The organism is Chryseobacterium antibioticum (genome assembly GCF_012927325.1).
GTDB lineage: Bacteria > Bacteroidota > Bacteroidia > Flavobacteriales > Weeksellaceae > Chryseobacterium > Chryseobacterium antibioticum.
Genome location: NZ_JABBGI010000008.1, coordinates 46,762 through 71,256, shown reverse-complemented (window position 1 = coordinate 71,256; position 24,495 = coordinate 46,762). Strand labels below are relative to the sequence as shown.

General features: G+C 36.4%; 25 protein-coding genes. 13 read left to right on the top strand and 12 right to left on the bottom strand.

Translation table 11 applies throughout. The annotated features are described in order from the left end of the window. Positions 1-81: 81 nt before the first annotated feature. The 10 genes from HHL23_RS07795 to pdhA form a co-directional block, all read right to left on the bottom strand. The gene (locus HHL23_RS07795) at positions 82-693 is read right to left on the bottom strand and encodes an inorganic pyrophosphatase (protein ID WP_076510188.1); all 612 of its coding nucleotides are present in this window, start codon (positions 691-693) and stop codon (positions 82-84) included. Positions 694-710: 17 nt separating this feature from the next. Next, the gene (locus tag HHL23_RS07790) at positions 711-1,223 is read right to left on the bottom strand and encodes a DUF7935 family protein (protein WP_169234247.1); all 513 of its coding nucleotides are present in this window, start codon (positions 1,221-1,223) and stop codon (positions 711-713) included. A gap of 24 nt (positions 1,224-1,247) precedes the next feature. Next, a complete protein-coding gene (locus HHL23_RS07785) occupies positions 1,248-2,414 on the bottom strand; it encodes a hypothetical protein (protein ID WP_169234246.1) in 1,167 nt (388 codons plus the stop codon). A 99-nt stretch (positions 2,415-2,513) separates the two neighbouring features. Beyond that, positions 2,514-3,446 (bottom strand): phytanoyl-CoA dioxygenase family protein, encoded by a 933-nt coding sequence (locus HHL23_RS07780; protein WP_169234245.1) that lies wholly within the window; start codon positions 3,444-3,446, stop codon positions 2,514-2,516. A 92-nt stretch (positions 3,447-3,538) separates the two neighbouring features. Beyond that, complete coding sequence (locus tag HHL23_RS07775) at positions 3,539-4,438, bottom strand: hypothetical protein (protein ID WP_317174675.1); 900 nt, start codon at positions 4,436-4,438, stop codon at positions 3,539-3,541. Between the two features lie 8 nt (positions 4,439-4,446). After that, a complete protein-coding gene (gene radC, locus HHL23_RS07770) occupies positions 4,447-5,124 on the bottom strand; it encodes a RadC family protein (protein ID WP_169234243.1) in 678 nt (225 codons plus the stop codon). A gap of 85 nt (positions 5,125-5,209) precedes the next feature. Continuing rightward, positions 5,210-5,788: a murein L,D-transpeptidase catalytic domain-containing protein gene (locus HHL23_RS07765; RefSeq protein WP_169234242.1), complete on the bottom strand. Its 579-nt coding sequence runs from the start codon at positions 5,786-5,788 to the stop codon at positions 5,210-5,212. Between the two features lie 16 nt (positions 5,789-5,804). Continuing rightward, positions 5,805-6,473 carry an ABC transporter ATP-binding protein gene (locus tag HHL23_RS07760; RefSeq protein ID WP_169234241.1) on the bottom strand — a complete coding sequence of 223 codons (669 nt, stop codon included), beginning with the start codon at positions 6,471-6,473 and terminating at the stop codon, positions 5,805-5,807. Between the two features lie 197 nt (positions 6,474-6,670). After that, positions 6,671-8,284: a 2-oxo acid dehydrogenase subunit E2 gene (locus HHL23_RS07755; protein ID WP_169234240.1), complete on the bottom strand. Its 1,614-nt coding sequence runs from the start codon at positions 8,282-8,284 to the stop codon at positions 6,671-6,673. A 95-nt stretch (positions 8,285-8,379) separates the two neighbouring features. Then, a complete protein-coding gene (gene pdhA, locus HHL23_RS07750) occupies positions 8,380-9,381 on the bottom strand; it encodes a pyruvate dehydrogenase (acetyl-transferring) E1 component subunit alpha (RefSeq protein ID WP_169234239.1) in 1,002 nt (333 codons plus the stop codon). 124 nt (positions 9,382-9,505) lie between these two features. On the opposite strand from pdhA, the gene HHL23_RS07745 reads away from it, so the two are divergent. Genes HHL23_RS07745 through HHL23_RS07735 form a run of 3 tightly spaced genes read left to right on the top strand, consistent with a single transcriptional unit; the run spans position 9,506 to position 12,398 of the window. Then, positions 9,506-10,108 (top strand): phosphatase PAP2 family protein, encoded by a 603-nt coding sequence (locus HHL23_RS07745; RefSeq protein WP_169234238.1) that lies wholly within the window; start codon positions 9,506-9,508, stop codon positions 10,106-10,108. A gap of 7 nt (positions 10,109-10,115) precedes the next feature. After that, entirely contained in the window at positions 10,116-10,589 is a 474-nt protein-coding gene (locus HHL23_RS07740) for a BlaI/MecI/CopY family transcriptional regulator (RefSeq protein ID WP_169234237.1), read from the top strand. A gap of 18 nt (positions 10,590-10,607) precedes the next feature. After that, positions 10,608-12,398 carry a DUF4153 domain-containing protein gene (locus HHL23_RS07735; protein WP_169234236.1) on the top strand — a complete coding sequence of 597 codons (1,791 nt, stop codon included), beginning with the start codon at positions 10,608-10,610 and terminating at the stop codon, positions 12,396-12,398. A 240-nt stretch (positions 12,399-12,638) separates the two neighbouring features. Here HHL23_RS07735 and HHL23_RS07730 read toward each other — a convergent pair whose 3' ends face one another. Further along, positions 12,639-13,007, bottom strand: a complete 369-nt coding sequence (locus tag HHL23_RS07730) for an RNA recognition motif domain-containing protein (protein WP_076510160.1) — start codon at positions 13,005-13,007, stop codon at positions 12,639-12,641. A gap of 310 nt (positions 13,008-13,317) precedes the next feature. Between HHL23_RS07730 and HHL23_RS07725 the strand changes: the two genes are divergently transcribed. The 6 genes from HHL23_RS07725 to HHL23_RS07700 all read left to right on the top strand — a co-directional run bounded on the left by HHL23_RS07725 (position 13,318) and on the right by HHL23_RS07700 (position 18,880). Beyond that, positions 13,318-13,521 carry a helix-turn-helix domain-containing protein gene (locus tag HHL23_RS07725; RefSeq protein ID WP_047453408.1) on the top strand — a complete coding sequence of 68 codons (204 nt, stop codon included), beginning with the start codon at positions 13,318-13,320 and terminating at the stop codon, positions 13,519-13,521. Positions 13,522-13,588: 67 nt separating this feature from the next. Then, positions 13,589-13,999, top strand: a complete 411-nt coding sequence (locus HHL23_RS07720) for a DUF6157 family protein (RefSeq protein WP_169234235.1) — start codon at positions 13,589-13,591, stop codon at positions 13,997-13,999. Between the two features lie 95 nt (positions 14,000-14,094). Beyond that, positions 14,095-14,487, top strand: a complete 393-nt coding sequence (locus HHL23_RS07715; RefSeq protein ID WP_169234234.1) for an acyl-CoA thioesterase — start codon at positions 14,095-14,097, stop codon at positions 14,485-14,487. Continuing rightward, positions 14,484-15,044, top strand: a complete 561-nt coding sequence (locus HHL23_RS07710; RefSeq protein ID WP_169234233.1) for a helix-turn-helix domain-containing protein — start codon at positions 14,484-14,486, stop codon at positions 15,042-15,044. The genes HHL23_RS07715 and HHL23_RS07710 overlap by 4 nt, the downstream gene beginning before the upstream one ends. 243 nt (positions 15,045-15,287) lie before the next feature. Next, positions 15,288-18,146 (top strand): heavy metal translocating P-type ATPase, encoded by a 2,859-nt coding sequence (locus HHL23_RS07705; protein WP_169234232.1) that lies wholly within the window; start codon positions 15,288-15,290, stop codon positions 18,144-18,146. Between the two features lie 5 nt (positions 18,147-18,151). After that, complete coding sequence (locus tag HHL23_RS07700) at positions 18,152-18,880, top strand: DUF72 domain-containing protein (protein ID WP_169234231.1); 729 nt, start codon at positions 18,152-18,154, stop codon at positions 18,878-18,880. A gap of 4 nt (positions 18,881-18,884) precedes the next feature. Here HHL23_RS07700 and HHL23_RS07695 read toward each other — a convergent pair whose 3' ends face one another. Next, on the bottom strand, positions 18,885-19,784 hold the full coding sequence (locus HHL23_RS07695; RefSeq protein WP_169234230.1) for a carboxypeptidase-like regulatory domain-containing protein: 900 nt from the start codon (positions 19,782-19,784) through the stop codon (positions 18,885-18,887). 190 nt (positions 19,785-19,974) lie between these two features. On the opposite strand from HHL23_RS07695, the gene HHL23_RS07690 reads away from it, so the two are divergent. The 4 genes from HHL23_RS07690 (at position 19,975) to HHL23_RS07675 (ending at position 24,374) form a co-directional block, all read left to right on the top strand. Beyond that, positions 19,975-20,841: a polysaccharide deacetylase family protein gene (locus HHL23_RS07690; RefSeq protein WP_169234229.1), complete on the top strand. Its 867-nt coding sequence runs from the start codon at positions 19,975-19,977 to the stop codon at positions 20,839-20,841. A gap of 168 nt (positions 20,842-21,009) precedes the next feature. Continuing rightward, positions 21,010-21,669 (top strand): YggS family pyridoxal phosphate-dependent enzyme, encoded by a 660-nt coding sequence (locus tag HHL23_RS07685; protein WP_169234228.1) that lies wholly within the window; start codon positions 21,010-21,012, stop codon positions 21,667-21,669. A gap of 56 nt (positions 21,670-21,725) precedes the next feature. After that, positions 21,726-22,910, top strand: coding sequence for a sigma-54-dependent transcriptional regulator (locus tag HHL23_RS07680; protein WP_169234227.1), 1,185 nt, complete (start codon positions 21,726-21,728; stop codon positions 22,908-22,910). 105 nt (positions 22,911-23,015) lie between these two features. After that, positions 23,016-24,374, top strand: coding sequence for an MATE family efflux transporter (locus HHL23_RS07675; protein ID WP_169234226.1), 1,359 nt, complete (start codon positions 23,016-23,018; stop codon positions 24,372-24,374). Positions 24,375-24,495 lie beyond the last annotated feature (121 nt).

Sequence of the window (24,495 nt, the reverse complement as noted above, 5' to 3'; positions counted from 1 at the left end):
ACTTCAGAAATTTTCTATTTTAAAAATAAAAAGGTAGATGAAAACTCATCTGCCTTTATTATTATTTTGGAATGCTGTTGTCTAGCCTCCGAATTTTTCTGCGTAATCTTTTTGAGAAGCGATGATCACTTTTCTAGCGTGCTCAGCTCCGTAAACCTCATGAATTCTGCATTTTGCAGGCTCATCCGGTAAGTTCTTGTACGTTAGGAAATAGTGCATCAATCTTTTAACTTCTGCTTCAGGAAGCTCAGCAATATCTCTGAAATGTCCGAAAGCATGGTCACCGATCATTACTGCAACGATTTTATCATCCGCTTCACCTCCATCAATCATTTTGAATCCACCGATTGGAATAGCTTCCATTAATAATCCTCCGGAATGAATATTGTGAGAGCTTAATACACAAATATCAAGCGGGTCATGATCTCCTTCCGTCACATCATCAGCTCCAGCTTCTACAGCCAGTTTCATTACCTCATTGTGACAATATGTTCTTGGAACAAACCCATACAAAGCGGGAATAATATTAGAAAATTTCTGAGGTCTGTCTACCTTTAAAAATCCTGTTTCTTTATCTACTTCATATTTAATTGTATCTGAAGGAACGATTTCCACGAATACGTTTACAACATTTGGCGCATCTTCTCCTGCAGAAACCCCATGCCATGGATGTGCTTTAAAATTTGGAATCATTATTTATTTGTTATTTTTTAAGTTATAATTAAAATTTCTCTTCTAAGGTCTTCTATTGTGGCAGCAATATAATCATCGCTTTCCATATAGTTCATGATGAAAATGGTTTTGAATTCTTCAAGATCTGCATTTCCATTCAGTCCATCATAGGTTTTGTGAAGTAAGTCTATCAAAGCATTTTTAGAATCTACGATGTTCTTCCAAGAAGCTTTTGTAATATACAGCTGCTGTGACGAATTGTATTCAAACTCATCATTAATGGTCTTTTCAGTCAGAAATATGAACTCATGCACTGCCAGATCTTTATCAAATTTCTGGATAATGTTTGATGGTTTTATTCGCTCTAGAAAAAGCGTCATCCTTTCATAGGAATGCGCTTTATTTTCAGCATTTGATTTTACAGAAAGAAGCTTGATCTCCTGATTTTTAAGGGTAATGTACGAATGTACAAATTGTCTCAGCAAAACCAGAAAAGGGATTGCGATAATCAATGCAAAAGCATACGGTAAATATCCTGAAAAACTAGCCATAATTTTAGACCGCAAAATTACTAATTATTTTCCGGCTTCTAAAGAGTTTTTAAATATATTGGCCTTAGAATTCTGAATATAAATCAGAGACAGTATAATGATGAGATAAAAACCGATCATCATCCTGTTTGCCAAACTAGGAAAAACCAAGAATCTTAGAAATACGGAGAGATAAATAGCCCCGAAAAACAGACATTGCGCCCAATTTTTCTTACTGTTCAAAGAAAATTTATTCGCCATAATTACCACAATGAATATAAGTAGCAGCGGAAAATACGAACCGTTAAACTCCAACGGCATTGACTTTTTGATAAAGTTTAAATAATCCGGAAAGTAAAAAGAATCCGGGTTGGATATTGGGTAAATCTGAACTTTCGTAAACTGATTCATGAATAAAGTAGACCAGGAGATCTGATTGAAATACTGTATCAGAAAGAAGGAAAGAAAGACATAGCCATAGGACAAAAACAGATGCGTCGCTTTGATCTGAAGCATATTCTTATACAAATAAGCCACCATATAAAGGAAGGAGTACAAAATAAAATATTCTGGTCTTGTTAAAACACAAAGCATCGCAATAACCGTAGCCGCAAGATGATTCTTCCTTACTGTAAAGGCATATAGGCTCAACAAAAGCAATAAACAGGATAAGCTGTCGGCCGAGGCATGTCTGCTGGCTTCCAAAAGCGGTTTGAACAAAGATATTAGGATGGTTATAATGAATGCTAAAGGATAATTTCTTACAATTCTGATCAGATAACAGAATATGACAATCAATATCAATACATAAGAAAGTATAGAGGTTAAAAATACAGAGGTTGTCATTTTAAAACCTAATTTAAAGAACATCAGATTAACAAAATTATAAAAAGGCTTTACTGAAAACAGCTGCAGTTCCTCTCCGTAGGCTTTAGGATTTTCTGAAAGGACTTTATAATAGGTGTTCTCCCCTTTTGCAATTTCTTCATCCTGAGGAGTAATCCCGAAAAGCTTAGGGTTGGTTCCCTTTAATTCCGTATATACCTTTTTATGGATATCCTCTATTTTCATATCAGGATATTCTGCTTTGTAAATAAGCCCTATATAAGCCTCCAGATCTACGTTGTAATACTGATGGGTATACAGATAGTATGACATCAGGCATAAATAGATTGAAAAAATAAAAACAAGAATATTTCCGGTTTTTTTCATTTACATTTTTGTTTTCTGACTAAGAATGCAAAAGTAAAAAAACTATTCGTTCAACTGTTATTATTCAACTGTTTTATTATTTTCTAGAAAAAAATTAGATTATAATTCAAATAAAGCCGGTCTCTGTGTTACTTCATGATAGCATACGCTGTTTTCGTCAAAAAAGTGATACACAAGACTTTTTCTGGTCCTGTTCTTATCGGTATGCGGCTCTCCGCCATGAAGAATATTGGCATGCCATATGAGCATATCTCCTTTTTTCGCTTTAAAAATTTCCTTTTTTAACCCTAATTCCTTGACTTTATCTGCTAAAAATTCTTCATAAGCCTTGTAGCTTTTTTTGCCAAGACGTAAAGCATCTCCTTCATTTTCATAATCAGAATTCAGAAAATAAGGAAGTTTATGGCTTTTGGGAATATAATGCAGTGCCCCATTAGTTTCATCCACATCCTCCAGAGCGACCCATACTCCTAAAAGTCCACCAAGCGGATAGGTCGTCATATGAATACTATCTGAGTGTGTTTTTTGCTGACTGCCGTTGATAAAATTAATACTCTGGAAAAGTTTGGCCTTACCATCTAAAAGTACAGACAGAAAATCCAACAGGTTTTTATTGTTACCAATATTTTTAATAATCTCAGAATGGTGGATGGCAAACATCAGTTTTCCGCCGTAAATAAATTTCAGCGTGCCGTTTTCCATCAGTTTTTCAATTTCAGTATTGATCTTGTCTGCATCATCTGTGCTGATGAAATTTCTTAAGATCATATACCCGTTATCATCGTACTGTAAGGCACTTTCCTTATTTTCAGAAGATAAGTTTTTGAAAAATTCAGTGTTGATCAGTTTTTCCTGAGCAATCGTTCTTTCTGAAGCGGGAAGGTGGGCAAAATCTGCACTGGAAATGCTGGAAAAATAACTTTTATTGATACCGTATTTCTTGTATAAGGAAATATTATGCTGTAATTTTTTCTTATTAAAAAAATTATAAATGACATAGGGCAGTTTATAGTAACGGATCTGCTTAAGCATAGCTGAATTATTAGTAGTAATTACTTGATAAAGGTAACAAATAATATCTAATTAAAACCTTTCTAAATAACAATTAATACATGATAATAATCCTAAAAAAACTTCCCCCTCATCATCAATGAAGCAAAATTTCTGACAAGAGTTTTCTGTGAATTTTCTATTACGGTATAAGGTTTTAATTCCGGTCTGAAGCCTCGGAAGAATTCTTCAATACTGGGAAGATTTCCGCCTTCAAAGTCAAAAATACAGTGGTCTATATTTTCTTTGATCACCTGGTCTATTAAGGTAGACGCTCCAGCCATTTTAATGTATTTCTTGTTATTAAAAGTTCCTAAAAGAGCAATTGTATCATAGTCTGAATAGGTAGCGATCATATTCGTGATCTCATGGTGATAGTAAAAAGCCAGAAATTTTAAATGTTTTAATGAATAAAACGCTTCAAGGGTATTCAGTAAAGCGACTGAATCATTTTCCTTATCCAGCCCTACCACATGAGCCTCTATAAATTTTTTCGCTTCCGGATAACTGATCTCTTTGATCTCTGAATTTTGTACTACTTCATCATCCAATCGCAATTTTCTCTTTCTTTTGGGCGAATATTTAGCAAAAACTTCAGTGTAATTACCAGGATATAAAAGGAAATTTTTCTTTGTATCTAATTTTGAATCAAAAGTATTGGTTTCGTTAAAATAATAAACTTTTATGAGATAATTCTTTTGAAGAAAATGCAGAAACTTTTCATTGATTTTCCTATCATCTTTGGCCGAAAAAATCCCAAGTTGCTGGCACATTAATGGATTATGTACTATTTTGATTCCTTTTTTGAGGACAAAAGGAACTGGCATAACAGCCTCATAATTGTTATAAACTAAAACCTCCCACAGTTTGTTGGTCGTCACATCTAAGTAATCTTTCGATGCTGAGTATTTTCTCTGCTCTGAATTTTCGAGACAGTCAGTATATTTTTTAAAATCAATCTCTTTATATTTCACTCTTCTAATCATAATAATCCTTCATCTGAGAAGCTAAAATACGTATCCTGTGTGATAATAATATGGTCTAAAAGCTGTATGCTTAATGTTTTTCCGGCTTCTTTTATTTTTTGGGTAATGCTAATATCTTCTTTACTGGGTTTTAAACTTCCTGACGGATGATTGTGGGCAATAATAATTCCTGTAGAGAAGTGATCCAAAGCAGTTTTAAATAAAACCCTTACATCTACAATCGACTGGCTTATTCCCCCTTGGGTCAGCTGTGAAGTATGAACAACTTTATTGCTTTGATTCAAAAATAAAGCCCAAAATTCTTCAGTTCTTAAGTCTGATAATTGGTTTTTAAGGATAAAATAGGCATCCTTACTGTTGGAAATTACCGGTTTGTCAGGAATTTCCTGAACCGCTCTTCTTTTTCCTATTTCTAATGCTGCAATAATGGAAAGAGCTTTTACTTCCCCTATTCCTTTGAATTTCATCAGTTCTTTACTGGAAAGAAGACTCAGCTGGTGCCAACTGTTATTTACCGATGATAGAATTTTTCTCGCCAATTCCAACGCACTCTCATCCCTGCTTCCGCTTCCCATAATAATCGCTAAAAGTTCAGAATCAGAAAGTGAACTTTTACCTTTCTGTAAAAATTTCTCCCGGGGTCTGTCGTCTTTAGCAAGTAATTTTATGGTCATCTTTTAGAGATTAGAGATTAGAGATTAGAGATTAGAGATTAGAGATGAAGTTACAAATTATAGCCTTTAAATCATTTGGATAAATTTAATAAAATGCATACATGATAACAGGCTGTTTTGAATGATCAATATACTTAGCCGTTTGAATCAGTGCATTTTGAGAAAGCATAGGACATCCTAAACTCAAACAGGCTGGATTTTGGGATTCCTGATCCGGAACACATCCTAATGAATGCAGCACGATTGCCCGCTGCATCGCATTGCTGTTGCCGTCATCCAGGCCATTCAACCTGTAAGCTTTTCCGAATTTCCCGCTATAGCTATTGAGGATTTCATATTTTCCCAGTGAGGACTGATATGATCCTTCTGTATTGCTGAATTTCAAAGCATCTGAGTTCTTGACAACTGAGCCTGAACCATGGGAAACAACTGCTTTTTGCAATATTTTATTGTTTTTTAAATCGTAAACAAAGTAACGGTATTTCCCGGAATAGGTTTTAAAATTAATAAAAACGGCTATATCCTGATTATAATTTTTTCCCTTTACAAAGTTTTTAATTTCCAAAATTTTTGCCGCCGGAAGGATCTCCGACGTATTATTTTCCTGAGACTCAGCTTTGGAGCAGGTAATAACAAAAAGGAACAGGAAAATAAACTTTTTCATTAAGAGTAATAGGGATTTATTCGATGATCATTCCATCTTTCATCACCAATTTTCTGTCAGTGATTTCAGCAAGGTTTGGATTGTGTGTTACAATGACAAAAGTCTGGTTATATTTATCCCTCAGATCAAAAAATAATCTGTGAAGATCATCAGCATTTTTCGAATCTAAGTTACCCGTAGGTTCATCAGCAAAAATAATTTTTGGAGAATTAATCAAAGCTCTTGCTACCGCTACCCTCTGCGCTTCTCCCCCAGATAGTTGGTTGGGCTTATGATTCAGCCTCTGCTCTATTCTAAGATCTTCAAATAAAGCATATGCTTTGTCTAAAGCCTCTTTTTCGTTTGCCCCTCCTATTTTTGTAGGAAGCAGTACATTTTCTAAAGCCGTAAATTCCGGAAGAAGCTGGTGAAACTGAAATACAAAACCGATATTCTGGTTTCTGAATTTGGAAAGCTGCTTATCATTCATATTGATGAAAGACTCTCCTGCAATGCTAATTTCCGTATTGTACTTACTGGAATTGCTTGGGTGATCCAAAGTTCCTAAGATCTGAAGCAATGTAGACTTTCCCGCTCCGGATTCGCCTACAATGGAAACCACTTCACCCGTTTTAATGTGAATATCAACTCCTTTCAGTACTTCTAAATTCCCATAAGATTTATGGATATTACTCGCTTTAATCATGATTCAAAAATAGCAATTACCAAAATAAAAACATAATTAATTAAAGCAAAAAATAATAAATTAAATTTTTTTATACTTTACAGAACAAATACTTTAATTAATTAAACTTTTAAGGCCTGTATTGAATAAATTTATTGATAAGTTTAAACAAAAAAACCTCTCAAAGCGAGAGGTTTTAATATTTACAATCTGAACTGTTACAGTAACAGCGTTAAAGGACTTTCCAGATATGTTTTTAAAGTCTGTAAGAACTGAGCTCCGGTAGCACCGTCTACCACTCTGTGGTCGCATGCTAAAGAAAGCTTCATGATATTTCCTACTACGATCTGACCGTCTTTAACAATCGGTTTTTCAATGATCGCTCCTACTGAAAGGATCGCAGAGTTCGGCTGGTTGATGATACTTGTAAATGTTTCAATTCCGAACATACCCAAGTTTGAAACTGAGAATGTAGAACCTTCCATTTCATTCGCTTTAAGGCCTTTATTTTTAGCTCTTGTCGCCATATCTTTTACCGCTGCAGAAATCTGAGTGTAGTTCATCTGATCTGTATTTTTAAGTACAGGAACTACTAATCCGTCAGGAATAGCTACTGCTACACCTACATTGATATTTCCTCTGTGGATCACCTTATCTCCTGCCCAGCTTGAATTCACCTGCGGATGTTTTCTTAAAGCAACAGCAGTCGCTTTAATGATCATATCATTGAAAGAGATTTTAGTGTCCGGTAAAGAATTGATTTCTTTTCTGGCCTCAATCGCTTTATCCATATTAATCTCCACCATCAGATAATAGTGAGGAGCAGAGAATTTACTTTCAGCAAGACGTTTTGCAATAATATTTCTTACCTGAGAATTTGGTGTTTCTGTATCTTCACCCTGAACAAAACTCAGTGCAACCTGAGCTGCTGCCGGAGCAGAAACAGAAGGCTGAGCCTGTGCCTGGGAAGGCTGATAGTTTTCAATATCTTTTTTAACGATTCTTCCGTTTTCTCCTGACCCATTAACGCTGTTGATGTCAACACCTTTGTCCTGAGCCATTTTTTTAGCTAATGGAGAAATTGCTACTCTGTCTGAAGAAGAAGAACTTACAGCCGGTGCTGCTTTTTCTTCTGCTTTAGCTTCAGTTTTCTGTTCAGCAGGTTTTTCAGTGAACTGAGCAGCTGCTTTTGGAGCACCAACCGCAGAAACGTCTGTTCCTTCCGGTCCGATAATCGCTAAAACTGAATCTACAGGAGCTGCACCGCCTTCTTCTACCCCTTGCTTCAATAGGACTCCATTGAATTCAGATTCAAAGTCCTGAACTGCTTTATCTGTTTCGATTTCAGCAAGAAGATCACCTTCTTTTACGGTATCGCCTACATTTTTATGCCATTTCGCTACCTTACCTTCGGTCATGGTATCAGAAAGTCTCGGCATTGTAATAATTTCTACGCCTGCCGGAACCTCCGCAGTAGTTTGCTCTACGCTGGTAACCTTATTTTCTGTTTTCGATTCTTCTTCAGATTTTTTTTCTTCAGAACCACCTGCAGCAGGAGCAGCAGCTCCACCGGTTAATCCTGAAATATCTTCCCCCTCATTTCCTATAATCGCTAAAACAGAGTCTACAGCAGCAGCAGATCCTTCGTCTACACCAATGTATAAAAGAGTTCCGTTTATTTCAGATTCGAAATCCTGAACAGCTTTATCTGTTTCAATTTCGGCTAAAATATCTCCTTCTTTTACTTTATCTCCTACGTTTTTATGCCATTTCGCCACTTTACCTTCCGTCATAGTGTCGGAAAGGCGGGGCATCGTAATTACTTCTGCCATAATTTATTGTATTAATTTGTTAATGTGATGATGTGATGATAAGAACAGTGAATATTGAATTAACACATCATCTATCATCTGATCAGCAAATTATTTTAGTTTTCTAATTTATCTAAGAATGGGTAATTTTCCTGAGCATACACATATTCATAGATTTTGTCTGTGTCCGGATATGGAGAGTTTTCCATGAATTCGATGCACTCATCCACAAAATCTCTTGATTTGTTGTCTACCACTTCCAATTCAGCTTCTGTAGCCCATCCGTTTTCCAAAATTCTATGTTTTACCAGTTCCATCGGATCATCATTCTTATGAATAGCTACTTCTTCCTTGCTTCTGTAAGGTTCAGCATCAGACATAGAGTGTCCTCTGTAACGGTATGTTCTGGCTTCAATGAAAGTAGGTCCATCTCCTCTTCTTGCTCTTTCGATCGCTTCGTAAGCAGCTTCCGCTACTTTCTCCGGATCCATTGCATCTACTGCAAGACAAGGCATTTCATATCCTAATCCTAATTTATAGATATCTTCATGGTTGGCTGTTCTTTTCACAGAAGTTCCCATTGCATACTGGTTGTTTTCAACAACAAATACGACAGGAAGTTTCCAGTTCATCGCCATATTGAATGTTTCGTGAAGCGATCCCTGTCTTGCTGCTCCGTCTCCGAAGAAACAGATGTTTACCGCTTTTCTGTCAAAATACTTATCTGCAAAAGCAATTCCAGCTCCCAAAGGAATCTGTCCTCCTACGATACCGTGTCCACCATAGAAACGGTGTTCTTTGCTGAAAATGTGCATAGAACCACCCATACCTCCGGACGTTCCGGTAGCTTTACCGCAAAGTTCAGCCATGATTCTCTTAGGATCTACTCCCATCGCCATTGGATGGATGTGGCATCTGTAAGCAGTAATCATACTATCCTTCGTTAAATCCATTGCATGCGTGAAGCCGGCAGGGATAGCCTCCTGACCGTTATACAAATGTAAAAAACCTCTGATCTTTTGTTTTAGATAAAGAGAACGGCATTTGTCTTCAAACCTTCTCCACATTGTCATATCTTCATACCACTTCAGGTATATCTCTTTAGAAAATTCTTTCATGTGCTAGCTCTTGCTTTTTTATGATGAATATTTGAGCAAAATTATAAAAAAAACTTTGTTTTTATCGTATACATACTAATTGTTTTTTTGCTTATAGTGTTATATTTGAATTTTAAACTTGAACATGGAAGAAAAACAGCCTTTACTGGTACATAAAATTTCAAAAATTATCTCAGATTTTTTTAATCCACTTGTTTCTTTATTTATTTTCTTCATTTATATGAGTGTAAGGGAATATTCACTGAAAGACTCTATTCTTTACTTTGCTCCTATATTATTAATGATCATTGCTCCGGTAGTAATATGGCTGGTATGGAATGTAAAGACCGGAAGATACACTAATATGGATGTCTCTGACCGTGTTCAACGGAAAACGTTATATATCTTTATTGCCGCCTGTGTCATCGTTTATCTGATTTTCAGCTATTTCAGAAACGGGTATATAGATCTTGTAATGCTCTTTATTCTTATTTTAATTTTCACGATGCAGATCAGTAATTTTTTTATTAAAAGCTCGATGCATACAGCCTTTAATGTATTTGTTGCCGCCTTGTTTTTCACACTGAACTGGAAAGCCGGATTGATATGGCTGGGAATTGCTGCTTTAGTGGGAATTACAAGAATTATTTTAAAAAGACATACCGTAAAGGAAGTATTTATGGGCGCCGGAATAGCATTTTTGGTATCTTTTATCTATCTTTATTGCAATATACAATTTCAACATTAAGAATTCTATGAAAATAAATCATCTTACCGCTGCTGAGGAAAATTTTATGAAGCTGTTTTGGAAGCTTGAATCTTTTTATCTTAAAGACATTATGGAGCAGCATCCTGAACCGAAGCCGCATCAGAATACCGTTTCTACTTACCTGAAAATATTAGTGGAAAAGGGATATATCACCACTCAAAAAGAAGGTAGAATCTTTAAATATACCGTAGTTGTTCCTTCTGAGGAATACAGAAAATTTCTACTGAAAGAGCTTTCCCATAATTTTTTCAATGATTCAGGGAGGGAAATTCTGGACTTTTTATATAACGAGAAATTAATATCCCAGAATGATCTGAAAAATTATTTTGATCTTAAAATAGAGATTGTTCCTGCTAAAATTGAAGAACCGAAATTTGAGTATGCAGAAGAGGTCTTAAATCCTAAAAAAGTCAAAAAAGTCAAATCAAAAGACAAGAAGAAAAAGAAGAAAAAAGACTAAACATAAAACACACAGGTCATGAAAACAAAATTCCAGGAAATAGCCGGAAAAGCGCAGGATGTCATCCTTCGCTATCCGATGGTTTTATTAATGGGACTACTCTCCTCTATCGGAGCTATCCGTATATTGGATAGTAAATATGACCATGACTTTTTATTCATCCATGCTAAATTTACAATTTGCTGCTGCCTCGGAATTTCTTTGATGTTTGCTTTAAAAATCCTTTCGCAAAGGATTGGAAAAAGATTAATCCTGGAAATATTGGGAACAGCATTCCTGATTGGCTTTTATTTCATCTTACCTGCAAAAGAAAAAGATTTCACCGAGGTCCATGGCTTCATCATTGCCATTACTCTTCTGCTGTCCCACTTACTGGTTTCTTTTGCTGCCTTTTTGGAAAAGGATAAACAACTCAATTTCTGGCAGTACAATAAAAATCTTTTCATCAACATCTTTCTGACTGCCGTGTTCACCGGCGTACTTACCGGTGGTGTAGAGCTTGCGATTCTGGCCGTTGATAAGTTATTTGATTTTAACTTTGGTGATGAGCTGTACGCTGATATATTTTATGTCTTAGCCATTTTCGGAAGCAGTTTTATCTTTCTCCTGTTCAATGAGACAGGTCTGAACTATCTTGAAAAAGAGGGTGCCTATCCGGTAATATTAAAGTTTTTCACCCAGTTTGTACTCATCCCGCTGCTTTTCATTTATTTGGTGATCCTTTATATTTATTCATTTAAAATAGTCATTAACTGGGAACTTCCCAGAGGTTGGGTTTCCTATCTGGTACTCGCATACAGCATTGTGGGAATCCTTGCCTTGCTTCTTGTATATCCGCTTAAAGAAGAAAAGGCAAAATCATGGGTCAAAATATTTTCAAAACTGTTTTACTATACTATAATCCCTTTAATTGTCCTGTTGTTCACAGCTATATTTACGAGGATCTTAGAGTATGGTTATACAGAACCCAGATACTTCGTTTTACTATTAGCTTTGTGGTTGCTGGCTGTGGTCATTTATTTTGTATTGAATAAAAAAGCAAGTATTAAATTCATTCCGATAAGCTTATTTGCTTTTGGAGTTTTCTCGTTAATCTTTCCTTATTTAAATGCATTCAGTGTGGCGAAAAGAAGTCAGCAAAATCAATTGATAACGCTCCTGGACAAGAATAAACTTCTCTTAAACAACAAAATAGATTTTCAAAAGAAAATATCTGATACTTTAGTTGATGAAATCGCCAATAAATTTGAATTCCTAGCTGAAAGAAAACAAAAAGATTTTTTACTGAATCTTGTTGACGGTAAAACCCATGACCTTTTAGCAGAAAACTTCGAGCAGCCCCGTTCTTCAATGATTAATAATACTCTTAGAAATGGCTTTACCCATCTCAGTAAGACTTCACACGAATCTGATTATGAACATCTGATATTAGAATCCCAAACGAAGGTAACCTCAATTAAAGGGTACGAATACTTAATTAATTTCAACAGTTATGATCAGGAGTTAAGAACTATTAATGGAGATACATTCCAGATAGACAACCAGACGGAAATCAATAATAAAGGGACCATAAAAGTTATCCTTAATTCAAAAGAAGCAGTAGATTTTAGTTCAGCAATGAATAAACTGTTCAAAAACAACACAGGCACCACACAAACCGTACAATTGAAAGAGATCTCTATGGAAAGTGACCTGGGAAAATACCATATCAAAATAGTTTTTTCAAACATTTCAAGAGACAGGGCACCCTATAGTAAACAATCCAATATCGTCTATGATAATGCAGTTCTGCTAATCAAAGAGAAATAAATCAAAGGCTCTTTCCACCACTTATTAAAATATTCTTTTTAACATCCCTTCCCTGATCCTTTAGAGAAAAGCTGGAAAGACAAAAATACCTGTACATCCACTTCCTAGATGTTTAAACAAACTACTCTGAATACTATTAATAAAAAAGTCTCTTTTTAAAATAGGCTGTAAAAACAACATATTTTAAAAAGAGACAAAATAATGTATAAAAAAAGCGGCTAAAAAAGCCGCCTTATATTTTTACCAACGATTTCCGCCACCGTTACCACCACGGCTGTTTCCACCTCCGTAGCCGCTACCGCCGCCTCTATTGTTGTTTCCTCCGTAACCACCTCCTCTGTTGTTGTCAAAGCTTCTTCTTGGCTTTTCTTCTCTTGGCTTAGCTTCAGATACGTTTAACTCTTTTCCGTTAAATTCTTTCTGATTAAGAGCTTCGATAGCTTGCTTTCCTTCTTCATCTCCCATTTCTACAAAACCGAAACCTCTTGAACGGCCAGTTTCTCTGTCTGTAACGATTTTAGCTGATGATACATCACCAAATTCTGCGAATAGATCGTGCAACTCATACTCTTTAGTTGCGTAATTGATGTTTGAAACAAAAATGTTCATTTTAAATAAAAATTAAAAATTAATAAAAATTTGGTATATAAAAGAAAAGCAACATAAATTAATGAACAAATATTGATTCCAAATATAAACGTATGCAAGATACAATTTAAAATTTTAAATCAAAGCTTTTTTTAAAGTATTTGCGGTAGTGTCCCGAATCAACACCTTATTTTCATTGTTAAACAACAAATAAATTTTGTTAATAACAAAATTTTTATTGAAATTTGCGCAAAGTTAAAGTTAGTTAACAAATAAAGAAAACGATCCAATTAAGCCTTTAGAAAGGCATTACAACGATAAATATACCACTATGCCTATTATAATAAACCTTGATGTCATGATGGCCAGGAGAAAAATGTCCCTGAACGAGCTCTCTGAGAGAATAAATTTGACCTTGTCTAATATATCCAACCTAAAAACGGGCAAAGCAAAAGCGATTCGCTTCAGTACACTTGATGCTATATGCAAAGCCCTGGACTGCCAACCCGGAGACATTCTGGAATTCCGGGAATAATATGAATTGAAGATATGGTCTATTCGGTTTTTATATTTAAATACTCAATATTCTTAACATAATACATATGAAGCACACCACAAATTACATCAACACCTTTATTGAGATTGCAGATGACTGCCCTGTTTCCCATGCTGAGACACCGCCAGAAAAGAAAATAAAAACACTGGCCAGTCTCCAGTATGAGCAGATCATAAAAAATCCCTACCGATATTCTTCCGATGAGATCGTGTTTGAATGTTATGCGATAAAAAATGATATTTCAGATCGTGAAAAGGAACAGGAAAGAATCCGGTTTTTCTCCAAAGGACAGCCTTGCCTCCGATCCTCCCCTTTGGCCAAACGCTATGGATTTGGGATCCATCATAATGAAGAAGGAAAAGTGGCTATTTTCCCCGCCGACAGTAAAGAATATCAAAAGTTTTTAAGTGATGACACGATAAAAAAAGTAAAAGCCATGCGATCCAAGAAAATATGATTGAGAAAATGAATCATTTTCTTCAGATCAGTAAATACTCTTTCTTTGATAAACCCGGTTTTTAACACTAAATTTGTGAAGTAAATTATTAAAACATGAACTACCATACCAGAAAATGGGTAAAGCCCGAAGATCTAAATCCTAACCATTCTCTTTTCGGAGGAAGACTTTTGCAGTGGATCGATGAGGAGGCAGCCCTTTACGCCATCATTCAGTTGGAAAACACAAAAGTGGTGACGAAATTCATTTCAGAGATCAATTTTGTAAGCTCAGCCAAACAGGGAGATATTATAGAAATAGGTATTGAAGCATCACAGTTCGGTTCGTCATCTATTACATTGAAATGCAATGTACGAAACAAGATGACCCACCAGACCATTATCACCGTAGACAAAATTGTGATGGTGAATCTGGACAATGAAGGAAACCCTGCCCCACACGGAAAAACACAGATCGAATTTGTAAAAGACAGACTGAATCAACCATGAAAATCTTTATCAAAAACATGGTGTGCAACCGTTGCATTTCCGCAGTGGAAAAAATATTCGCTGATGCAGATGTAGCCATCCACTCTATCACGTTGGGAGAAGTAGCAACCGGAACTGATATTCCGGCCGAAAAAATGTTGGCCGTAGAAAAAAGTCTTCTTGAAACAGGCTTTGAAAGGATTATGGATTCTGCTCATCAGCTTGTTGATAAGATTAAAAATATGATCATTATGAAGATCAGCGAACTGGACATTGATGAAAACTTTCTTCTTTCTGAATTTTTAAGTTCAAAGATCCACAAAGACTACAGTTCTCTTTCCAAAACCTTTTCTCAGAACGAAAATATTACACTGGAACAGTTTTTTATCCTTCACAAAATTGAAAAAGTAAAAGAGCTGCTTCTTTATAATGAATTCACCCTTACCGAAATCGCTGGAAAGCTTGGCTACAAAAGCGTTCAGCACCTTTCTTCCCAATTCCGGAATATTACCGGGTTTACGCCTACAGAATTCAAAAAACTGAATGATCATCAAAGGAAAACATTAGATAGTTTTTGAGTTGGAGAGTATTAGAGTACACGTGTTTTAAACTATACAGCTCGGTTACTACAATATAAAACATCAAAAGTCTCCACTCTTAAACCCTTCATCTTATATAAATTCTCTCACCCTAAACCCCTTCCACACTTCAACTCTAAAACTCTCAAACCCAGTCACAGCAAAATTCTATAACTATTATCCTTAAATTTATAACAGTCTTAGCCATTCATTTTGGACATTTGTACTATAAATTCAAGGATCATGCAAAGACAATACAATATACTCGGAATGACCTGCTCCGGATGTCAGAAAAAAATTTCTGAAAAGCTCAACAGCGTTGAAGGAGTTACGGCCGATGTCAATTTAGAAACCCATACCGCAACCATCACTTCCGATCAAGAAATCGAACTTTCAGTTTTAAATAATGTTTTAGAAGAAAAATACAAACTGGAAGACCCTAAAAAACCTGACACTGCATTTGTAAAGCCTCAGGATAGAGTTTCTCCCTCTTCAGTTTATTATTGTCCGATGGAGTGCGAAGGAGACAAAGTTTATTTCAAACAGGGCGAAAGATGTCCGGACTGCAATATGTACCTCGTACCCATCGAAGAAAAACATGCTAAAGATCCCAATCATAAGCCCACCTACTCTTCTTCCCATCTTCCACAAAACTTTAAAGACAGCATTGGAAAATACTATTGTCCGATGTCCTGTGAAGGGGATAAAGTCTATGACGAAAAAGGTGACTGCCCGGTTTGCCACATGCATTTGGAGGAAATCACGGAAGATCTTGCAAAAAATGCTGCTTCTCACAGTCATCAGCATACCCATTCCCACAATCACGACCACAGCCATCATCATGAAGCCCCAAAAGTAACCGATGATATGGCCGGAAAATACTACTGCCCGATGTACTGCGAGGGAGATAAAACCTATGACTCCAACGTAGGATGTCCTGTATGCGGAATGGACCTGGTAAAATATCCTGAAAAGAAAATGGCGAAATATACCTGTCCCATACACCCTGAGATCATTCGTAATGAGCCCGGAGACTGCCCGATATGTGGAATGGACCTTGTAAGAATGCCCGACAACGGCGATGATGAAGAGGATGAAACGTATAACATTTTAAAAAAGAAATTCTTTATTTCCCTTGCCTTCACCATTCCTGTGTTTATTCTTTCGATGGGCGGAATGTTTATCAATTTTCCCTTTTCTCATCAAATACAGGGATTTATTGAACTTGCACTTACCCTTCCGGTAATGTTTTATTCCGGGTGGTTCCTACTAAAAAGAGGCTGGGTTTCGTTCAAAACATGGAATTTAAATATGTTCAGTCTGATTGCTTTAGGCGTTGCAGCAGCATTTATCTTCAGTATTGTTGCACTGACTTTTCCGGATATCATTCCTCATGAAATCAGGGGACATAATCACGAGATTCCACTCTATTTTGAGGCGGTCTGTGTGATTTTGACACTTGTGATCTTAGGACAGTTGATGGAAGCTGCTGCTCATAAAAAAACAGGAAATGCCATCAAGGAACTGATGAATCTTTCTCCTGATGAAGCCAATCTTATTGTGAATGGTGAAGAAAAAAGAGTATTGCTTTCCCAGGTGAAAATCGGAGATCTGCTGAAAGTAAAACCGGGTGAAAAAATCCCTGTTGACGGAAAGATCACAGAAGGAACCTCTCTGGTTGACGAAAGTATGATCACAGGAGAACCTGTACCAGTAGAGAAAAGTATCGATGACCGGGTTTCTTCAGGAACGATCAACGGGAATAAAGTTTTCATCATGAAAGCTGAAAAAGTAGGTGATGAAACTCTTCTTTCGCAAATCATTAAAATGGTGAATGAAGCCAGCCGAAGCAGAGCTCCCATACAAAAACTGACAGACAAGGTTTCCAAAGTTTTTGTTCCGATAGTGATCCTGATTGCTGTTCTTACCTTCGTTTTATGGCAGTTTTTCGGACCGGAAGGAAAGAGAAGTTTATTTGCTTTTGTGAATGCAGTTGCGGTGTTAATTGTTGCCTGTCCCTGTGCACTAGGCTTAGCCACACCGATGTCCCTGATGGTAGGAATCGGGAAAGGGGCCAAAAGCGGCATCCTGATCAAAAATGCAGAAGCGCTGGAACAAATGCATAAAGTGAATGTCCTGATCACTGACAAAACAGGAACTTTAACAGAAGGGAAACCGTCCGTAGAATATATTGAAACTTCAGGAAACGGAGATAAAAACGAAATTTTAAAGCTTGCTTTTTCCCTTAACCAAAACTCGGAACATCCGCTCTCTAATGCGGTGATCAAAAGAGCAAAAGAAGAAAATTTAATCCCTGAAAAAGTGGATCAGTTTGAAAATATTTCAGGAAAAGGAGTTCAGGGAAATATCAGTGGAAAAACGGTGTATCTGGGAAATGAAAGTCTTCTGATCTCCAGCAACCTATCCATTCCAAAGGAATTAAAAGAAAAAGCTATTGAAATACAGTCAAAGGCACATACGATCTCTTATGTTGCGCAGGATAAAACGGTATTAGGCTTCATCAGTTTTACAGATAAAATTAAAGATACTTCCAAAAAAGCGGTTCAGCGTCTGATGAGTGAAGGAATTGATGTCATCATGATGACCGGAGACAATGAACATACCGCTAAAGCGGTTGCTGACGAATTGGGAATCAAACATTATAAAGCAGGCTGTCTTCCGGAAGATAAATTGAATGAGGTGAAAAAACTTCAGCAACAAGGAAAGATCGTAGCGATGACCGGAGACGGAATCAATGACTCCCCTGCTCTAGCCCAGTCTAATGTAGGAATTGCAATGGGAACCGGAACTGATGTGGCCATGGAAAGTGCCGAAATTACTTTATTGAAAGGCGATATTTTAGGGGTAGCTAAAGCTAAATTACTGAGTGAAAAGCTCCTTAAGAATATCAAAGAAAACCTGTTTTTTGCATTTATCTATAATGTGCTGGGGATTCCGGTAGCGGCAGGATTATTGTATCCTTTCTTTGGAATATTATTATCACCCATGATTGCAGCAGCAGCAATGAGCGTCAGTTCACTCTCTGTCATTCTGAATTCATTGCGTTTAAACTCGGTAGATCTGGATGCAGATATAAAATAAAAATCATGAAAAAAGAAAGTCTTTACATTGGATGCTCGGGATTTTATAATAACGACTGGAAAGGGTCGCTATATCCTGAAAACGCCCAAAGTAAAGACTTTCTTACCTTATATTCTCAGGTTTTCAATACGGTAGAGATCAATTCTACCTTTTACAGAAAACCTACCGCCAAAACACTTTTGAAATGGCATGATGAAACGCCCGATGATTTTAAATTCTTCATCAAAATTCCGAAAGCCATTTCCCATGAAAAACGTATGAAAGAATCTAAAGAAGACGTTTCAGAATTTTGTGCGCATATTGAGACTCACTTAAAAGAAAAGCTTGCCGGGTTTCTGTATCAGTTTCCGCCATCTTTCAAAAAATCCCAGGAAAATATAGATCTGATTTTGGCCAGTTTCGATTTTAATTATCCAAACGTCATTGAATTTCGTCATGAATCCTGGTGGACAGAGGAAATTTTCAGTCTTTTAAAAGAAAATAATATTGTGTTTTCTGGAGTAAGCTTTCCGGGAAATCTTCCTGAGGATATGATCATCAATCATGCTGATATTTTGTACTATAGGCTCCACGGAAAGCTAGTTCTTTACAAATCGGAGTACAGCTCGGAGTTTATAGATACTCTCGCAGATAAAATCAAACATTCCGAAAGAAAAGCATTTATATTTTTAAATAATACCTGGGGAACTGCTGCGATTAAAAATGCACTGTATCTCAAGAAAATTTTAGAGTAAGTATTTATTTCTCTATTAAAACATCCACATTAATAGAAGGTTCTCCTGCCGAGAACTTTTTCCATTCTCCAAAATAATTTCTGTAATAGGTATTTTTAGAAAACGCAAAAATATTTCCTCCTAAAAAAAGCTTCCCTCTAAAATCTTCAGAAACCCGCACGGAAACAAAGAAATCCCCATTCAGCCAGATACTTTTATCATTCACATCAAGAGAGATCGTATTATCCCGGATATCTTCTTTTGCTATCGTAAGTTTCAGGGTTTCACTCACAACCGATTTTCCCGGAAAATCGCCTGCAGATTGCTGAATATCAAAAATCAGAGTAACAGGCTTCTCAATCGCGAAAAAGGAAAGATTAAGATTGATCTTTTTTACCTTTAATTTTCTCCTGTTTTTAATCTTAATTGCGTATTCCCTGAATATTTTCTTCGGATCTTCAGAATCATATCCACAATACCCTCTTTTTGAATTTCTGGTTCCAAAGTTCTTCTGGATATATTTCTTTGGGGTAATATTCACATTTTCAATTTCGAATATTTTTTTATTAAGCGAAATATCATATTTCTGTAATGCTTCAAAATCTGAAATCTTCACGTAAAAAGGCTCGTATCCATTTACATAGACCTTCAATATTCTATTTCTATCTATACCTGTAAGATCAACAACATACTTTCCTTCTTCATTCGTAATACTTCCGATATCTTCATTTTCGATTCCAATCCTGGCATCTGCAATAGGTTGATGTTTTTCAGAAAAAATGGTTCCGGAAATCTTCTGAGCAGATAAATTGGCCGTAGCCAGAAGAATAAATAAATATTTAAAATTCATCAGATAAATAATTCCCGAATATAGGAAGAATAAGAAAACCTCAATACAAATAGATAAAATAAATGGAATTAACATTTATAAATGTTAAAACAAAAGAATTCAAAAACATAATCTACCGACCTGCTTTTTTATTCAAAATTTGCTTTAAAATAAAGTTCTTAAAATAAAATTAAAAAGTAGAAATTTAACAGATCATGGCATGTAATTTGTTAACATTTCAGCAATATTTTAACGATTTTTAACTATTTAAATCTCCATTATCTTTATGAAAAAAAAATTTGGGGGAAAGTCAGGAAACATGACTTTTCTTGGGATGACTGCATTGATGAGTGCGGCCTCAATTGTATTCAACAGCTGTAATGGCAAAACCGATGTGAAAGAATTTGAAAAAATAACCTCACAGGAACATCCCACCACACAAATGGTCCCCAAAATAGATGATGAGAGCGTAGAAACCGATAAAAGAATTATCTATCTTACTTTTGACGATGGCCCTAACCAGGGTACGGAAAATCTTCTTAAAATTTTAAATAAAAGAAACGTGTGCGCCACGGCATTTCTGGTAGGAAAACACGCCTATGGAAGCAAGAGACAGAAAGATGACCTGGAACTTTTAAAAAGCAATCCATTGATCGAACTGGCCAATCACAGTTTTACCCACGCCCACAACAAATACACAGATTTCTACAAAAGTGCTGATGCAGTAGTTCGTGATTTTGATATCGCCAAAGACAGTCTTAAGCTTCATGATAAAATAGCAAGAACTCCGGGTAGAAATATCTGGAGGCTAAACAATATTAATGTGACCGATATTAAAAGCTCTACAAACGCGGCCAATGGTCTTCAAAAAGCGGGTTACAAAGTCATCGGATGGGATCTTGAGTGGAGACCTTCCCAAAAAATGACCCTGAAAGGCAGCCACGAAGCCATGATCAAAAAAGTAGACAGCATCTTCCTGAATGATCTTGAAAAAACATCCAGACACCTTGTTTTTCTTACGCATGATCAGTACCTGAGAGATGCAGATTCTATCAACGAGCTGGATATGTTTATCGAAAAGCTTCAGAAAAGCAACAAATTTGTGTTCAGAAAAATTTCTCAGTATCCGAAGATTAATGATATTCTTAATTAATGTAACAATGTATCAGTGTAGCAATGTAACAATTTAATGATACATGGGATAAATTACATTAGCGCTAAACTGACAACAAGTAACGGGCAAACCAGCAAAGGGCAACAGTCAGCAACTATTTTACAGATTCATTAGTTTTTTGCTTTTAAAATTCAGAAATTTGCATTCATGGATATTAAAGAAAATTATACAGCGATAAAAAACCAGCTTCCATTGGGAGTTCAGCTTGTGGCAGTTTCAAAAACGCATCCGGTTGAGGCGGTTCAGCAGGTTTATAATCTGGGACAGAAAGTCTTTGGTGAAAACAAAGTTCAGGAGCTTATGGAGAAATATCCTCTCCTGCCTAAAGATATAGAATGGCACCTGATCGGACATTTACAGACGAATAAGGTTAAATATATTGCCCCATTCATTGATACGATCCAAAGTGTAGACTCTGAAAAACTTCTGGCCGAAATCAGTAAAGAAGCGGGTAAAAACAACAGAATCATTAAAGTACTGCTTCAGGTAAAAATAGCAGCAGAGGAAACAAAATTCGGACTTGAGATCGATGAGGCGAAAGCCTTGTTTCAAAAATATATTGACGGAAAACTTTCCAATGTTGAGATAACCGGATTAATGGGAATGGCTACTTTTACTGATGATGAAGAACAGGTAAAAAGAGAATTTTTAGTTTTAAAAGGACTTTTTGATGAATTAAATCAATTAAAAACTCTTAAAACTTTATCTATGGGAATGAGTGATGATTTCCCTGCTGCCATTGAATGTGGTGCCAATTCTGTGAGGGTTGGATCTGCTATTTTTGGCAGAAGAGATTACTCAAAATAGTATATTTAGGTATGGTTTTTGCTAATAATTGAATCAAAAAATCTAAATTTGCAACTATGCAAAAAATCCTTATTGTAGAAGACGAAAAAGCAATCTCGGGAGTATTACACAGTATCCTTTCTGATGAACTTACCGAATACGAATTTGTTATCGCTGAAGATGGCCTTGAAGGCTACAAACAGATAGAAAAAGAAGATTTCGCATTGGTGATCTCTGATATCAAGATGCCTAAACTTTCAGGAACAGAGCTTTTAAAGCAAAGTATCATGTTGAAACCTGAAAGCACATTTATCATGATCTCAGGTCACGCGGATATTGATTCTGCTGTTTCCTGTTTAAGGGAAGGTGCATATGACTTTATTTCCAAACCTATCGACATCAACAGGCTGATCACAAGTGTAAAAAATGCTTTAGCGAAAGAAAGTCTTAAAAAGGAAAATAAAAATCTTCAAACTGAAAATAAGACCTTAAAGAGAAAGGTCAACAAAAAATACCAGATGATCGGTGATTCTCCTGCTTTGAAAAAAATCCAGGATATGATCGAAAAAGTAGCGGTTTCTGATGCCAGAGTTCTGATTACAGGACCGAACGGCGCAGGAAAAGAATTGGTAGCCCACGCGATTCACAACCAAAGTGAGCGTGCAAGAGGTCCAATGATTGAAGTCAACTGTGCGGCTATTCCATCTGAGCTTATTGAATCTGAGCTTTTCGGACACGTAAAGGGTTCTTTTACAGGAGCTATTAAGGATAAGCAAGGGAAATTTGAGCAAGCCAACGGAGGTACTATCTTTTTGGATGAGATCGGAGATATGAGCCTTATTGCCCAGGCTAAAGTCTTGAGAGCATTGCAGGAAAGCAAAGTTTCTCCTGTGGGAAGCGATAAAGAAATAAAAGTTGATGTAAGAGTGATTGCAGCAACGAATAAAAACATGCAGAAGGAAATTGAAGAAGGAAAGTTCAGGGAAGACCTTTACCACAGGCTTTCTGTGATTGAAATCTATGTTCCGCCATTGGATGACAGAAAAGAAGATATCAAATTATTAGTAGATCATTTTTCCGGTATGATTGCCGATGAACATGGTACTGCCGTGAAAAAATTTGATGATAAAGCGATTGACGCGCTTAAAGTTCTTTCATGGACTGGAAATATCAGAGAACTGAGAAACGTGGTGGAAAGATTAATTATTCTTGGCGGAAATTCTGTTTCCGAGGAGGATGTTGCAAGTTTTGTAAGGAAATAATTTAATTGAACATTAAATATATTATAACAATTTGCAGTAGCCCTACTGCAAATTTTTTTTTGCCTTATTTTTAAATATTAAATTTTATATGAATCATAAACTATTATGAACTTTTTAAACAAAAACTATACGAAAGAGTGCCTGACTCTGGCTCTTCCTGTAATGCTTACGCAGGTGGGGCAGGTCTCGGTGAATTTGTTCGACAACATTATTGTCGGAAAACTTTTAGGTGCGGATGCCCTTGCTTCCGTTTCATTGGGAAATGCTGTATTTTTCTCAGTGTTTGTATTGGCTCTTGGATTCTCATTTGCAATCCCGCCATTGGTTTCAGAAGCTCAATCCAAGCAGGATCACGGAACGATTAATTCTGTATTCAGCCATGGATTTGTCATCAATATGTCTGTAGGAATTATTTTAATGGCACTTTTACTTCTAGGGATGCCACTACTCTATCAGTCCGGGCAGCCTGCGAAGATCATTCCCAATACGGTAGACTTCCTGGGTATCATGGCAATCAGTATGATCCCGTTTATGGCATTTCAGACGCTCCGCGAAGTTTCTGAAGGTCTTTCCTATACCATAGGCGTTACCAAGGCTACAATCATTGCCAATGTCATCAATATTATCCTGAACTATGTCTTCATCAAAGGACTTTGGATCTTCCCTGAGATGGGGGTAAAAGGATCGGCTCTAGCAACACTGATCTCCAGAATATTCATGGTGGTTTTCCTTTACGTAGTATTAGTTAAAGAGAAAAAAACAAGACGTTATATCAAAGATTTTTCTTTAAAAATTCAGGTTTTTTCTAAAAGTATGTTTGATAAAATGGTGAAACTGGGTCTGCCTACTGCTTTACAGATGTTCTTTGAAGTAACGGCTTTTGCGGGAGCGGCATTTATTTGTGGACTGATCTCTGCTCATGATATTGCTTCTCACCAGATCGCGTTGAGTATGGCTTCATTTACCTTCAACCTGTGTGTAGGATTCAGTGTGGCTTCCACGGTCATGATCGGGAAAAAGCTTGGTGAACAGAATTTTGTTGAATTAAGAAAAGTGGGAATCAACAACCTGAAAATAGCTTTTATTTTCATGTGTATCTGTGGATTGGTCTTCATTCTGGGAAGAAACATCCTCCCTACTTTCTTCACTAAAAAAGAAGAGGTTGAAGTGATTATGCTGGCTTCCAAATTAATGATTATTGCTGCTTTATTCCAGCTTTCAGATGGAGTTCAGGTAACGGCTTTAGGAATGCTGAGAGGCCTTCAGGATGTGAAAATCCCGTCCATCTATACATTTATTGCCTATTGGGTAATTACAATTCCTTTGGGATATTTCTTATGCGTTACTTTAGAAATGGGCGCTTTCGGAATGTGGATTGCTTTAGGATTGGGACTTACCGTTTCAGCTGTTTTCCTTGTGAAGCGATTTTTAAATATGTCTGCAAAGAGAATTAAGGAGAATTAATAGGTTGGAAGCTGGAAGAGGGAGGCTGGAAGTTACTACCAGGCTTACAACTTCATACAGTTTGCTAAAATGATGTGATAAAGAAATTTACGAGATGAATAAAGCAAGACTTTAGTTGTTC

What these genes read in the sequence shown, in the direction of transcription:
- HHL23_RS07745 (WP_169234238.1), top strand. Translation starts at nt 9,506, where the DNA reads ATGGAAGAAAAACAGCCTTTACTGGTACATAAAATTTCAAAAATTATC.
- HHL23_RS07710 (WP_169234233.1), top strand. Translation starts at nt 14,484, where the DNA reads ATGAAAATCTTTATCAAAAACATGGTGTGCAACCGTTGCATTTCCGCA.
- HHL23_RS07760 (WP_169234241.1), bottom strand. Translation starts at nt 6,473, where the DNA reads ATGATTAAAGCGAGTAATATCCATAAATCTTATGGGAATTTAGAAGTA.
- HHL23_RS07790 (WP_169234247.1), bottom strand. Translation starts at nt 1,223, where the DNA reads ATGGCTAGTTTTTCAGGATATTTACCGTATGCTTTTGCATTGATTATC.
- HHL23_RS07680 (WP_169234227.1), top strand. Translation starts at nt 21,726, where the DNA reads ATGCAAAAAATCCTTATTGTAGAAGACGAAAAAGCAATCTCGGGAGTA.
- HHL23_RS07795 (WP_076510188.1), bottom strand. Translation starts at nt 693, where the DNA reads ATGATTCCAAATTTTAAAGCACATCCATGGCATGGGGTTTCTGCAGGA.
- HHL23_RS07765 (WP_169234242.1), bottom strand. Translation starts at nt 5,788, where the DNA reads ATGAAAAAGTTTATTTTCCTGTTCCTTTTTGTTATTACCTGCTCCAAA.
- HHL23_RS07705 (WP_169234232.1), top strand. Translation starts at nt 15,288, where the DNA reads ATGCAAAGACAATACAATATACTCGGAATGACCTGCTCCGGATGTCAG.
- HHL23_RS07780 (WP_169234245.1), bottom strand. Translation starts at nt 3,446, where the DNA reads ATGCTTAAGCAGATCCGTTACTATAAACTGCCCTATGTCATTTATAAT.
- HHL23_RS07690 (WP_169234229.1), top strand. Translation starts at nt 19,975, where the DNA reads ATGAAAAAAAAATTTGGGGGAAAGTCAGGAAACATGACTTTTCTTGGG.
- HHL23_RS07735 (WP_169234236.1), top strand. Translation starts at nt 10,608, where the DNA reads ATGAAAACAAAATTCCAGGAAATAGCCGGAAAAGCGCAGGATGTCATC.
- HHL23_RS07700 (WP_169234231.1), top strand. Translation starts at nt 18,152, where the DNA reads ATGAAAAAAGAAAGTCTTTACATTGGATGCTCGGGATTTTATAATAAC.
- HHL23_RS07730 (WP_076510160.1), bottom strand. Translation starts at nt 13,007, where the DNA reads ATGAACATTTTTGTTTCAAACATCAATTACGCAACTAAAGAGTATGAG.
- HHL23_RS07715 (WP_169234234.1), top strand. Translation starts at nt 14,095, where the DNA reads ATGAACTACCATACCAGAAAATGGGTAAAGCCCGAAGATCTAAATCCT.
- HHL23_RS07725 (WP_047453408.1), top strand. Translation starts at nt 13,318, where the DNA reads ATGCCTATTATAATAAACCTTGATGTCATGATGGCCAGGAGAAAAATG.
- pdhA (WP_169234239.1), bottom strand. Translation starts at nt 9,381, where the DNA reads ATGAAAGAATTTTCTAAAGAGATATACCTGAAGTGGTATGAAGATATG.
- HHL23_RS07740 (WP_169234237.1), top strand. Translation starts at nt 10,116, where the DNA reads ATGAAAATAAATCATCTTACCGCTGCTGAGGAAAATTTTATGAAGCTG.
- HHL23_RS07675 (WP_169234226.1), top strand. Translation starts at nt 23,016, where the DNA reads ATGAACTTTTTAAACAAAAACTATACGAAAGAGTGCCTGACTCTGGCT.
- HHL23_RS07785 (WP_169234246.1), bottom strand. Translation starts at nt 2,414, where the DNA reads ATGAAAAAAACCGGAAATATTCTTGTTTTTATTTTTTCAATCTATTTA.
- HHL23_RS07695 (WP_169234230.1), bottom strand. Translation starts at nt 19,784, where the DNA reads ATGTTAATTCCATTTATTTTATCTATTTGTATTGAGGTTTTCTTATTC.
- HHL23_RS07720 (WP_169234235.1), top strand. Translation starts at nt 13,589, where the DNA reads ATGAAGCACACCACAAATTACATCAACACCTTTATTGAGATTGCAGAT.
- radC (WP_169234243.1), bottom strand. Translation starts at nt 5,124, where the DNA reads ATGACCATAAAATTACTTGCTAAAGACGACAGACCCCGGGAGAAATTT.
- HHL23_RS07755 (WP_169234240.1), bottom strand. Translation starts at nt 8,284, where the DNA reads ATGGCAGAAGTAATTACGATGCCCCGCCTTTCCGACACTATGACGGAA.
- HHL23_RS07685 (WP_169234228.1), top strand. Translation starts at nt 21,010, where the DNA reads ATGGATATTAAAGAAAATTATACAGCGATAAAAAACCAGCTTCCATTG.